The sequence below is a fragment of the Streptomyces chengmaiensis genome (genome assembly GCF_029846775.1).
GTDB classification, from domain to species: domain Bacteria; phylum Actinomycetota; class Actinomycetes; order Streptomycetales; family Streptomycetaceae; genus Streptomyces; species Streptomyces chengmaiensis.
The window spans coordinates 1-12,173 of record NZ_JARWBG010000099.1; the positions used below are offsets into that span (position 1 = coordinate 1).

Annotated in this window: 7 protein-coding genes and 3 pseudogenes; 2 read left to right on the forward strand and 8 right to left on the reverse strand. The window is 66.6% G+C overall.

Annotation, left to right across the window (positions count from 1 at the left end; translation table 11 throughout):
• Positions 1–116 precede the first annotated feature (116 nt).
• Positions 117–1,090: pseudogene (locus QCN29_RS35830) on the reverse strand (IS3 family transposase); the annotation flags it as partial.
• Between the two features lie 584 nt (positions 1,091–1,674).
• On the opposite strand from QCN29_RS35830, the gene QCN29_RS35835 reads away from it, so the two are divergent.
• Entirely contained in the window at positions 1,675–3,894 is a 2,220-nt protein-coding gene (locus QCN29_RS35835; protein WP_279933425.1) for a proprotein convertase P-domain-containing protein, read from the forward strand.
• Here QCN29_RS35835 and QCN29_RS35840 read toward each other — a convergent pair.
• The 6 genes and pseudogenes from QCN29_RS35840 to QCN29_RS35865 form a co-directional block, all read right to left on the reverse strand.
• The gene (locus QCN29_RS35840; protein WP_279933427.1) at positions 3,829–4,587 is read right to left on the reverse strand and encodes a hypothetical protein; all 759 of its coding nucleotides are present in this window, start codon (positions 4,585–4,587) and stop codon (positions 3,829–3,831) included. The two genes, QCN29_RS35835 and QCN29_RS35840, sit on opposite strands and share 66 nt — an antisense overlap.
• On the reverse strand, positions 4,584–4,916 hold the full coding sequence (locus QCN29_RS35845) for a helix-turn-helix domain-containing protein (protein WP_279933429.1): 333 nt from the start codon (positions 4,914–4,916) through the stop codon (positions 4,584–4,586). The genes QCN29_RS35840 and QCN29_RS35845 overlap by 4 nt, the downstream gene beginning before the upstream one ends.
• On the reverse strand, positions 4,913–5,695 hold the full coding sequence (locus QCN29_RS35850; RefSeq protein WP_279933430.1) for a tyrosine-type recombinase/integrase: 783 nt from the start codon (positions 5,693–5,695) through the stop codon (positions 4,913–4,915). Before QCN29_RS35850 ends, QCN29_RS35845 begins: the two co-directional genes overlap by 4 nt.
• Before the next feature lie 51 nt (positions 5,696–5,746).
• Positions 5,747–7,240, reverse strand: a complete 1,494-nt coding sequence (gene ltrA / locus QCN29_RS35855; RefSeq protein WP_279933431.1) for a group II intron reverse transcriptase/maturase — start codon at positions 7,238–7,240, stop codon at positions 5,747–5,749.
• Between the two features lie 498 nt (positions 7,241–7,738).
• Positions 7,739–8,242, reverse strand: coding sequence for a hypothetical protein (locus QCN29_RS35860; protein ID WP_279933433.1), 504 nt, complete (start codon positions 8,240–8,242; stop codon positions 7,739–7,741).
• A 200-nt stretch (positions 8,243–8,442) separates the two neighbouring features.
• Positions 8,443–9,426 (reverse strand): annotated as a pseudogene (locus QCN29_RS35865) (IS5 family transposase).
• Positions 9,427–9,466: 40 nt separating this feature from the next.
• On the opposite strand from QCN29_RS35865, the pseudogene QCN29_RS35870 reads away from it, so the two are divergent.
• A pseudogene (locus QCN29_RS35870) lies at positions 9,467–10,240 on the forward strand (IS5 family transposase).
• Between the two features lie 60 nt (positions 10,241–10,300).
• Here the strand turns inward: QCN29_RS35870 and QCN29_RS35875 are convergent.
• The gene (locus QCN29_RS35875; RefSeq protein WP_279933434.1) at positions 10,301–11,698 is read right to left on the reverse strand and encodes an IS4 family transposase; all 1,398 of its coding nucleotides are present in this window, start codon (positions 11,696–11,698) and stop codon (positions 10,301–10,303) included.
• Between the last annotated feature and the right edge of the window lie 475 nt (positions 11,699–12,173).

Here is a 12,173-nt window from a genome sequence, read left to right on the forward strand (position 1 = left end):
CCCCGGCCCGAACCCGCCCCGCGTCCAGCAAGGCGTACGCCTTGACCGCCGTCGACCTGCAGCAACCCCAAAGCGAACCCGATAGGAGAAGAGGTGCAGTGTGATGAAACGCGCTTGTCGCCGGCCGCACCGACCCGGCCCATGGAGCCGACCAGGTCGTGACGTGTGAGAGCGGACACGAACTTCCGTGAGCGGAACTGCGACCCGCGATCGGAATGAACAGTGCATCCGGCGACCTGGCCGCGACGGGCCACAGCGGATTCAAGGGCTCTTACCGCCAGGCTGGACTTCATCCGGGCGTCGATGGAGTAGCCCACGATGCGGCTGGAGTACACGTCCTTGACGGCACACAGATACAGCTTGCCCTCGCCGGTTGCGTGCTCGGTGATGTCCGTCAGCCACAACCGGTTCGGCCCGTCCGCGGTGAAGTCCCGCCGCACCAGATCATCATGGACAGGTGGCCCGGCCTTGGCGTTCTTCCCACCGCCCCTGCGCTTGCCGAACACGCTCCACCAGCCGTTGTCCCGGCAGATCCGCCAGGCGGTCCGCTCAGCCATCGACTCACCGGCGGCCCGGGCCTCGTCGAGAAGGAAGCGGTGACCGAACTCGGGATCGTCGCGATGCGCGTCGAACAGGGCGTTGGCCCGGTATGCCTCGGCGAACTCGGAGTCGGTGACCGGTGAGGCCAGCCACCGGTAGTAGGGCTGGCGAGCCAGCCCGAGCACCCGACACGTCACCGCCACCGGCACCCGGTGAGGGGCAGCGGCGGCGGCCAGCTCGCGGACGAGCGGGTACATCATTTTGACGGCAGGTTCGCCTGCGACAGATACGCCGCAGCCCTCCGCAGAACCTCGTTCTCCTGCTCCAGCAGCCGGATGCGTTTGCGGGCCTCGCGCAGTTCGGCCGACTCACCCGACGCTGTCGCGGGTCTGGCGCCCTCATCGGCGTCGGCACGGCGCAGCCACTTCGACAGTGTGATCGGGTGGACGCCGAAGTCGGCGGCGATCTGTTCCAGCGTGACGCCGGGCTCACGGTTGCGCGCGACCCGCACGACGTCCTCGCGGAACTCCTTCGGATACGGCTTGGGCACTGCAACATCCTTCCAGGCCGCCTCTCAGCAAGCCAGGTCAGGTGTCACTTATCCGTGCAGCAGTCCCAACCACCTTTCCTGGAGGGGTGAATGGCAAACAGTGAGCTGACGTGTCCGGTCTCCGCATGCCTGGCGAGTGTCCGCTGGAGTTGGCGAGCCGCGCGCCGCTCGTCTCGGTGAACGTGGCGAACTTGGCGAACCGGGTGGTCGACGGCTGGCCATGGGGGCTGCCTTGAGGGCGGCGGCCGAAGAACAGCCGGGCAACCCGCCGGCGCAACCCCGGAACCGCCTTGATCGCTGAGACGGCAACCCCGGAATCCGCTCAGCGATCAAGGCGAGCCGCAGCTCAGGGGGCACTCCTCCTGTGGGTGTGGCGGCCGCACCCGCGGTCTTCCACCTCACCGACAGCCACTGAAACCCGCACTGCCGGCACAGCAGCCCGCTCACCGCGGTCCCGCCGACCGCGATGAGCGCACTCTCAGCCGGAGCACCCCACCCGTCGTGTCCGCCACCACGAGCCCCAAGCTCACCACACGCCTTCCGTGAACCCAGCCACCACCTGCCCCTCACCTCAAGAGGTCACCATGTTCCTCACACCCCAGGCACACCCCGGAGCACCACCAGCCCGCACCAGCGTGCGGACACTGCTCACCCACCTCATCACCGCAACGCTGATCGCCACCTCCCTCGTCCTGGCCGCCGCAACCCCCAGCCACGCAGCTCCCGGCAACCACAAACCGGTCACCTGGAACATGCAAGGCGCCTCCAGCTCAAGCGACAGCAAATGGACCACCACCATCGCCCGCATGGTGACGGGCGGAGACAACTACTTCGAGCACGATGTGGTCGCCCTCCAGGAAGCCGGCCCCCGCAGGAGCCTGCCCGGCACCGCTGTGCGCACCGGCAGGCTCACCGTCAACGGAAGACAGGCGACGTATGAATACGCGGTGCACAGATGGCGCATCGGCAGCGCGACGCGGGGCCGAGACGTCTATATCACCTGGCTGAACACCGATCCCACCGGACACCGCAACAACGTCGCCATCGTCACCCACGAAGACCCCGGAACGCCCACCGCCGTAGCCGCACGGCAGGCCAACAACAGAAACAACTGGGGCATGCGGCCCGCACTCGGTATCCAGCTCTCCGACGGAAGCCGGTTCTGGAGCTTCCATGCCAGCTCCAACGGCGACAACCGCAGTAACGACGCCCAGAACATGCTCGTCGAAATCCAGAGCGCCAGCTCGCCCGGCCTGTGGGCCGTCCTCGGCGACTTCAACCGCCGACCCGACAACCTCACCGTCCCCCCCGGCTCCCAGATCTACTCCAGCGGTCAAGGGACCCAGCAAACCGGCGGCGAACTCGACTACATGGTATCCAACGACCAGCAGAACATGCAGGGATGGACGGGACGCCGACTCAACGGCGCAGGATCCGATCACTTTCCCGTCGAATTCGCCTTCCGGGCAGCCGCCAACACGAACGTAGTCTCCAGTGGAGACCAGCCGGGTAGATGCCTGGGCACACCCGACAACAGCTCAGTAGCAATGCTCAAATGCGACGCAACTCTGTCGAAGCTCAATCGACCGTTCGGACCCACCGTCTCTGCCGGGTTCTCGAGGGAAACGCTGACCAACTATAAGTACTGCCTTTCCTTCCTCGCTGCACTTGCGCACACTGCTCACGGAAGTATGCGAGACTGCCAATCCTGGGAGCCGAGCGTTCGTACATTTGATTTTCCGTCCGATGGAAGAATCCTTCATCGGAACACGGGATACTGTCTCGACACGAGTAGTGAGTGGAACTGGGAAGCAAGGCTCTGGTGGTGCAACACGGACACCTACCCTCTGAACCAAAACTTCGTGCAAACCGCTTACCCCCCGTACTACTGGTACAGCATTTCGGTCATCGGTCCCGAAACCGGCACGGAAGACGCTCAGACAGGCGGTCCGGGGGCGGGCCCTGGCTCCGATGGCTGTCCGATGCCGTCCAACCCCACCCTGGACCCCTGCCACCACATTTCCAAGCGGAGCACGACCGACGTGTCGATCAGTGATCACGTCACGGTGGAGAGTTCCATCACCGTCTCCGACATCAGCGGCAATGCCCCGGCCAACCTCGGGGTCGGTGTGGACATCGAGCACACCCACCGGGGAGACCTCACGATCAGCCTCATCGCCCCCTCCGGCACGGCCTATCTGCTGGAGGACATCCCGGACCACGACAGCAGCGACCACGTGTTCAAGTCGTACACGGTGGACGTCTCGTCCGAAAGAGCCAACGGCACATGGACGCTCCGCGTACGCGACACCGGCAGCGGAAACACCGGCAAGATCGACGCCTGGAACCTCACCTTCCCCGCCTCCTCAGGCTCGACCTCCGGCGGAGGGTACTTCGAGAACACCAACGACGTACCGATCCTCGACAACCGGACGAACGACAGCCTGCTCACCGTCTCCGGCCTCAGCGGCAACGCCCCCTCCAGCCTCGCCGTCGGCGTGGACATCAAGCACACCTACCGCGGAGACCTCAGCATCAGCCTCGTCGGCCCCTCCGGTACGAAGACCTACCTGCTGGAGGACTTTGCCAACGACGACAGCGGCGAAGACGTGAACAAGACCTACATCGTGGACGCCTCGCCCGAGACGGCGAACGGCACATGGACACTGCGCGTCAACGACTTCGGAACCGGGGACACCGGCACGATCGACGCCTGGAACCTCACCTTCCCGGCCTCTTCAGCCCCCAACGACTCCGGCTCCGGGACATGCTTCACCCCCGGCGGCTCTCCCATCCCCTGCTAGCGTCGGGACCGGGAGGCGAGTCCGTTCTCCATGTACGTGATCTCTGTGTGGACGGTGTAGTGTCTGGCGCTCTGGGGGTGTTTGCCAGCGTTGGGGCCGTATTTCGGTCGAGTTCTTGATGCTGCGTGCCTTGACGCGGTGGCGCCGACGGGCGGGCCAGAGGTGGGCCAAGGCGGCGGTGCCGATCGCACCGACCAGGTCGACTTTCCCGGTGGCGATGCCGTGTCCGGTGACCACGGTGTCGGCGGCGGTCTGGAGCAGGACGGTGAAGCTGAGGCGGTCCATGTCCAGGTCGGGCCGGTGGGCAACGGCGTCCGAGGCGGCTCGGATGAGGGCCTGGTAGGTGGCAAGCAGGGCCCAGACCTCCTGATCGATACCGTCGATGCTGTGGGAGCGCAGGATCCGGCCGTCCAGCAGGCTCGCCTTGAGGAGGACGGCCCGGACCGAGCCGTGCGCGAGCAGGGCCCGTACGAATTCGCCGATCACGGCCGGGCCCTCGGGGCGGCCGGAGGTCAGCAGGTCCGGGTCGTCGGCGAGGGCGCGGGCCAGGCGACGGCGCTTGGCCTGGGAGGCCGCCGCGTCGGCGACCGCCTGGCGTACGACTTCCTCGGCCAGGTTCGGCTCGATGCCGGTCATGACAGAGACGACGAGGTCGTCCGGTTCGGGCAGCGGAACGAGAGGTGCAGAGGTCATTTCTCCGGGCCGGTGATGCGTGCCCGCTTCGGGCGGAAGGTGCCGATGCCTGCCTCGGTGCCGTCGGCCGTGCGCTTGGAGCGGGTGGTCTTGGCGGCGGCGGTCGGCTTGATCAGGTCGTCCATGGGGCAGCCGAAGATGTCGATCAGGGCCATCAGGACCTTCAGGCTGAGCCGTTCCGGCTTCTCCGTCACCAGCCGGTAGACCTGGCTGGTGGACAGCGTCACCCCGCGCTCGGCCAGCAGCGGCTGTAGGGCCGCGGTGGTGAACATGCCCTGCTCGGCCATGATTTCGCGCAGCCGCCAGGTGTAGTCCAGCTTGGCCGTCATCCGGTGTCTCCCATGTCCGCGTCCCGCTCGAAGGCCCGGTCCAGGGCCTTGCGCATCATTGTGTTCATGAAGTCGCCGCTGACGGCCGTGTAGATGGCCGTCGTGCTGGCGTAGCGGTGACCGACCTGGTCCTGTACGAACTTCGGGTCGACACCGTCCTCAATCTGGTGCGTGACGTGGCTGTGCCTCAGCGAGTGCGGGGTCAGCTCCGGCGGCAGGCCGATCGCGTCGCGGTAGGCGGTGAAGCGGTCGTTGACCTCGCGTGGCTGCAGCCGGCCCCCGCGTTCGGTCAACCACAGAGCCGGGTGATCCTGGACTCCGAACCGCGGCCGGATGTTGACCACGTAGTCCTCGACGGCCTCCACCACCCACGGCATCACGCTGGCGACGTTCCGCCGCCGCGGCGGCGAGCCCTTCGTCGCCTTGCCCCAGCGGACCTGCAGCATCCCGTACCGGCCCAGCTCAGGCGCCGCCGCGTTGCGGTGGAAGTCGACCAGGTCGAGCTTGCAGCCCTCGTTCCGGCGCAGGCCCCAGCCGTAGAGCACCTTGAACAGCGTCGCGTCACGGTAGGCGGCAAGCGCCCCCTTGCGGCGGCTGCGGACCGCGGCGTCGACCCGGTCATCGCAGTAGTCGAAGAACTTCTGCAGTTCCTCCCGGGTGAACGGCCGCCTCTCGCCCTGGCCCTCGTAGTCGGTCAGGTGCTGGACGGTGGTGAGGTCGGCCCAGGGCGCGGTACCGGTGTTGCCACCGGCCCGTCTCCCTGGGCCGCCTTCCCGCACCCGACGTGCATGTCTCCATGCATCGGGCGCTCCACATGCCTTGCCCACTGGTCAGCCCTCTGCGGCGAGGGCTGCCTGTCTCAGAGGCCACGGGGTGGGAATCGTGTTGCCGCGATAGCGGTAACGGATCACCGAGACGCTGGATGCGCCGGTGAACACCTCCCCGTTATGGGCGAATCGCCAGCCGCGATCGCAGAAGCGACGGCGCAGCTCGTTCATTCCCAGTCCACGGCGTCCTTGCCTGTATTTATGACGGATCCATCGCATGATCCGTCCCCAGGTCAGGGAGTCGATCGCGTTGAACGCGCTCTTCGACGCCGCGTGCCGGAAATAGTTCGCCCACCCGCGCAACTGCCGGTTGAGGCTGACGAGCAGCTCGTCCAGCTCCATGTGGCGGGTCGACCTGTACGTCTTCGCCTTCACCTTGTCCTTGACCGATTGCACGGCCTTCCTGGACGGCATGGTGTAGACGAAGTGCTTCTGCGTTCCCCGCTTCCGCTTCCTGCGGATGTGAAAGCCGAGAAAATCGAAGCCCTCGTCGATATGGACCACACGGGTCTTCTCTGGCGACAGCCGCAGCCCCACCGGTGCCAGCACGACCGCCACCTCCTCCCGCAGCGCCTCGGCATGGTGGCGTTCACCAGCCACCATGAGCACGAAGTCGTCCGCGAAGCGGACGAGCTTCCACAGCCCCTGGCCGTTGCGTCTGCGTTTGGTGCGCTGCCACTGGCTTCCCATCTCCTCCTGCCACTGCCGGTCGAAATGTTCGTCCAGCACTGACAAGGCGATGTTCGCCAGCAACGGCGAGAGAATCCCGCCTTGAGGGGTGCCCGTCAGCGTCTCCTCCCGATCGCCCGAAGCCGTCATGACCCCGGACTTCAGGAACGCCTTGACCAGAGCACACACCCGCTTGTCGTTGATCCTCACGCGGAGCCGGTCCATCAAAGCCGTATGCGAAATTTGATCGAAACAGGCTTCGATGTCGGCCTCCAGCGTCCATTGGTAGTTCCTCGGTTTGGACGCCCAGTAATGGATCTCGGCAATAGCATCGTGCGCACGCCGGTTTGGGCGAAACCCGTACGAGCACGGCTTGAAGTCCGTCTCGAAGATGGGTTCGAGCACTGCTTTCAGGGTCGCCTGGACCACGCGATCGGCGACGGTGGGGATGCCCAACTTTCTGAGCTTCCCACTGGTCCCCTTCGGGATCATCACCTGCCGCACTGCCACCGGTCGGAACTGGCCGGACTTCAGTGCGTCGCGGATCTGGCCCAGGAATTCCTCCACCCCGACCCACGTCTCGATTCGGGCCACGGTGGCCCGGTCGATTCCCGGGGTCCGCGCCCCGGCGTTGGAGGCGACGCGCTCCCACGCGTGAACCAGAAACGCCGGGTCGTAGACAAGGTTGTACAGGTCACTGAAACGACGGGAGGCATCAGCCCCCGCCCAGTGATGCAGCTTGGTCTGCATCCTCCGTACCGCGAGTGCCGCCGAATCAGGATCCGGCCACACCACGGCGCCGGTGTTCACCGGCGCTTCTTCGGACATTGCTTCCCCTCCCTGCTTGTCATGCTGCCGCCCTTCCCCATGCGGCCGGCTCTCCCGACCTCGGAGTACTACGGCGGCTCCGCCCCGCCCGCGCCTTCAGTAGGCATCGCACCTATCCCCACTCCCGTCCCTCTGGCTGAGAGGGGACCGGGGAACGTACGCGGACGGTTCCCACGTTCACTGCTGTCCGGTCGACGAGTTAGGCACCCGGCTCTGCCCCTGCGGTATCGCCGCGACTACGCCGTAGTCCTTCACCGCGGCCTCCTGCCCCAGACTGAAAAGACCCAGACAAAGAGTTCCCCGCTCGTAGGGAGCGGGTGCGCACCGCCACCCAGCCCATATCCGCCGGATTTGAGCTGGTTCCACGTCAAGAGGCGTAACAACACCGGTTCCTCGCGTATACCTTCTCGTCTCGCTCACCGCGCCCGGCCCATCCGGCAGTGCCGGGCCGACGCGACTTTGTCGAGGCTGCTCCCACCCTCACCGGCGATCCCCGGCTCAGGCTGCCTCCAGCTTCAGCCCGCCGCTACGACGGCGAACCGATGGGGTCTTCCACCTCCATCCGGACAAACAGCGCCTCGTGGCGCACTTCCACTCGTGGCAGATCTGCACCGGGTGCGTACCGAACCGCTTCTCGCACTCGTCCGCCCACTCGTAGGCCGGGCTGATCAGGAAGTCGCAGAACAGCCGCACCGTCAGCTGGTAGGCCCGCAGCGTCGAGTGGGCCAGCCCCTTCTCGCTGATCAGGGACACCATCCACTTGTCCATGTGCGAGGCCGTCCAGTTCCACGGGTACTCGTTCGTGAACAGCGCGAACCGCCGCAGCTGCCCATCCCGGCCCTTGACCGTCTTCTTGTCGAGACGCCTCCCGCCCCGCTGCTGCTTGGCGAACCCGCTCAGCATCGCCTCGAAGACCGCATCCTCGGGATGCAGCAGGGCAACCCCGTCCACCAGCTCCAGCCGGGCCGCCCCCGCAATGGGCGGTCTTGCACCGTTCGACACCCCACACATCCTTCCCGTTCAGTGCGCGAATCTTGCAGTAGACGGGAAGTCTCTAGCAAGCCAGCAGGTCACAAGCTTGGTGTACGGTGACGAGACGGTCGAGCGTTGTTCGAGATCAGCGGCTTGAAGCCCCTTCGGATCGTGCATCAGATGCAATACCGCGCAGTATATGGGATCGGCCCTGTCTGAAGTTCGGATCATCACTGCGGTGCGATGCTGCGGAGCCAGAGCATCGCACCGCACAGATGTAGCCCGGCCTCGTAGCTCTCCGGGGTCTTGTCGAAGCGGAACGCGATGCCCCGCCAGTTCCGCAGCCGGTTGATGCACCGCTCCACGGTGTTGCGCTCCTTGTACAACTCCGTGTCGTGGCCGACCGGCCGGCCTCCCTTCGAGCCGCGCTTCTTGCGGTTGGCGGCCTGGTCCACCTTCTCCGGTATCACCGCGCGGATCCCGCGTCGCCGCAGGTAGCGGCGGTTACGGCGGGACGAGTACGCCTTGTCGCCGGCCACCGCGTCCGGCCGGGTCCGGGGACGCCCGACCGGCCCGCGCACCTTCACCCGCTCCAGGACCGGAACGAACTGCGGGCTGTCGCCAGCCTGCCCGGGCGTGAGGACGAACGCTAACGGGCGGCAGCGCCGGTCGGCCGCAAGATAGATCTTGCTGGTCAGCCCACCCCGGGAACGCCCCAGTTCAGCGGCCTTCAGGCGAGCCCGGTGCCGTCGGCGGAGGCGTCGCCGCGCGGCGCTCGGGTCATCTTCCGCCTGTCCGCCCTGCGCCTCTTGTCCCTCCGCAGCACCCCCTTTTCGGACTCGCAGGCCGCCTCCAAGGCGGCCATCTGCTCCGGATCCAAGGCCATCCCGGCGGCGTGGTGGTGAGCCCGGGCTGTCGCCGAGTCCACGCTGACCAGGGCCAGGTCCACCTGGCCGCGCGCGGCAGCCTCGGCGATCACCGCCTCCATCAGGCGTTGGAAGACCCCCTGCGTCGCCCAGATCCGAAAGCGGTCATACACGCTCTGCCAGGGCCCGAACTCATCGGGCAGGTCACGCCAGGGGCTACCCGTCCGGAATCGCCACATCACCGCGTTGAAGTATTTCCGCAGGTCAGGGACGGGACCGACCGCAGCGATCGGGAGATGGGGCTCGACCAGTGTCCCACTGGTCGTCGGTGAGATCGCCTCGCGCCATGACTGATGGCCTATCAAGAACCGTCCACATCACGCAGGCGATCTACCGAACTCGTGATCCACACTCCAGACAGGACCTAATCGAGCCGCTGCTGCCGCCCTGCCAGAGAAGGCTACCGGCCCCCGGCCGGTGCCGGACCGGCAGTGCCTGCAAGGCGTCCTGTACGTGCTGCACAACGACATCGCCTGGCAACTGCCGCCGCTGGAGCTGAGGTTCGGCTCGGGCCAGACCTACTGGCGGCGGCTGGAGCGGTGACAGAAGGCGGGGGCCTTCGACCGGCTGCACCGGATCCTGCTCGCCGAGCTGAACGCGGCCGACGAGCTGGACTGGTCCAGAGCGTGCATCGACGGCACCCACATTCGCGCGAAAAGGGGGAGCCGACACCGGCCCGTCGCCGGTCGACCGGCGGAAGACGGGCAGCGAGCACCATCTGATCTGCGACAGGCACGGTACCCCGCTCAAGGTCATCGCCACCGCCGCCAACGTCAACGACGTCACCCAGACCCTCGCCCTGGTCGACAGCGTCCCGCCCGTCGCTGGCCGGCGCGGCCGACCGCGGCGACGCCCAGAGGCCCTGCTCGGCGACAAAGGATATGACTCCGACTCCAACCGCCGCGAACTACGTAGACGCCGGATCCTGCCGGTGATCTCCCGCAGAGGCGCCCCGAACATCGAGGGCCTGGGCAAGCTCCGCTACGTCGTCGAGCAGACCTTCGCCCTGCTCCACCAGTTCAAACGCCTCGCCGTCCACTGGGAACGCCGTACCGAACTCCAGGACGCCTTCGTCTCCCTCGCCTGCTGCCTCATCTGCTAAAGACGCCTCCAGAAGGCCCGAACATGATCGTGTTACGAGCCCATAGGCAACACCGTTGATTTAGCGCTTTGACCTGGCCTTCAAGCCTTCCTCCATCACCGTGACGTCGGCTTGGAGGGTGTAGTGCTGGGTGGTGGCGGGGTGCTGGAGGGAGTTCTTGCTGTACTTGCTCGTCGGGTTCTTTCGGATGCGAGCCTTGGCCCGTTGCCGGCGGTGGGCGGGCAGGAGGTTGTCCAGGACGGCATGGCCGATAGCCCCCACCAGCGTGACCTTGCCGGGGAGGATCCCGGCGGCGGTGGTGACCTGGTCACGGGCCGTCTCCAGGGCGATGGTGAAGCTGATCCGGTCCGGGTCCAGACGCGGTCGGCTGGCGGCAGCGTCGGCGGTGATCCGCACGAGGGCCTGGTAGACGGTCAGCAGGGCGTACACCTCCTGTTCGACCTCCTGTGGGCGGTGCGAGCGCAGGATGCGGCCGTCCAGCATGGTGGCCTTGATCGAAAAGTAGGCGGTTTCGGCCTGCCACCTCTCGTGGTAGAGGTCGACCAGTTCACGGGCGGGGTAGCGGGTGTGGTCAGTGAGACTGGTGGCCAGGCGCCACTGCTCGCGACGGACCACGCCATCCTGGTAGGTCACGGTGATCCATGCTTCGACGATCCGCACCGGCAGCTTCCCCATGCCGAAGGTCGACAGGTAGGAGCCGTCCGGCAGCCGCTTGGTGATCAGCGGGATGCGCCGGGCCCCGGACCGGCAGAGGAACTCCGCCCCAGTGGAGCGGAGCTGGAGCAGAAGGGGCCCGCCGTCGAAGCCGGTGTCCAGCAGCACGAGCATCCCGCTGGTCAGCCGGTCGAGCATCCGCTCGGCATACGTGGTCTCGCCTGCGCTCTCCGGGCCGAAGGCGGCGGCGAGCACCGCCCGGGTGCCGCACTCGATGAGCACGAGCAGCCGCAGCAGCGGGTAGCCGAACTCCACGTCCTCGCCCTTGCGCTTGCGTTTGGCGTGCCGGGCGGCGATCGGCTCGCTGTCCGGCAGGTGCAGGCTGGTGCCGTCGATGGCCACCGTCCGCAGGCCCCTCCAGAACGCGCCAGGAGTGCTTGGTCGTGCCACCGGCCCGGCCAGCGTCTCGAACAGCGCTCGGAACGGTGCGGCTCCCACCCGGCGACGGGCCCGGCACAGCGCGGAGGTGCATGGCCGTACCAGGGCAAGGGCATCGAGGCTCGCCACGAGCTTGCCCCACACCGCTCGGTAGCTGCACCGCTCGAACAGGGCCAGCGCCAGGACGAAGTACATCACCACCCGCGAGGGCAGCAGTCTGACCCGCTTCTGGACCGTCCCGGTCTCCTCCAGCACCGCATCAACCAGCGTGAAGTCCACCACCTGGGTCAACTCCCCGAGGTGTCCCGGCGCGAACACGCCCTTGGCTACCGCGATCTCGCGGGTGATGACAGACTGCTCCTGCAACGGAACTCCTTGATCAACTCTCTTGGTCGAAAGTTGATCTACCGGAGTTCCGTTGCGTCGTTCAACCCCCCTTGACACATCACCGACAGGCCAAAGTCAACGGTGTTGAGCCCATAGGGTAGTTGAAATCCATCATGAGATCATGATCAAGGGCGGCTACCCGACGTCACCACCGACTACGGGCCAGAGCCGCTCGTTTGACAGACCCGCTGCTGGAGTCGTCGATTGACTGCGCCTCCGGCCGTGGGTTGCTCGGCCGGAGGCGCAGGTCAGGGACTTGTTGGGGCGAGCTCCACAAGTGTCCCGTCGTGTCAGCCGGTGGAGGGCGGTGTCGCCGTTCCCGTGGCTGATATCTCGGCCGCGCTGGTCCACGAGCCCCGGTTGCCTGCCTCCGTCAGGGCCTTCAGCCGCAGGTATCGGCCGGTCTTCGTAGTGAAGCCGACCGTCTTCTCCGTCGCTGTGTCGGCGAAGGTGC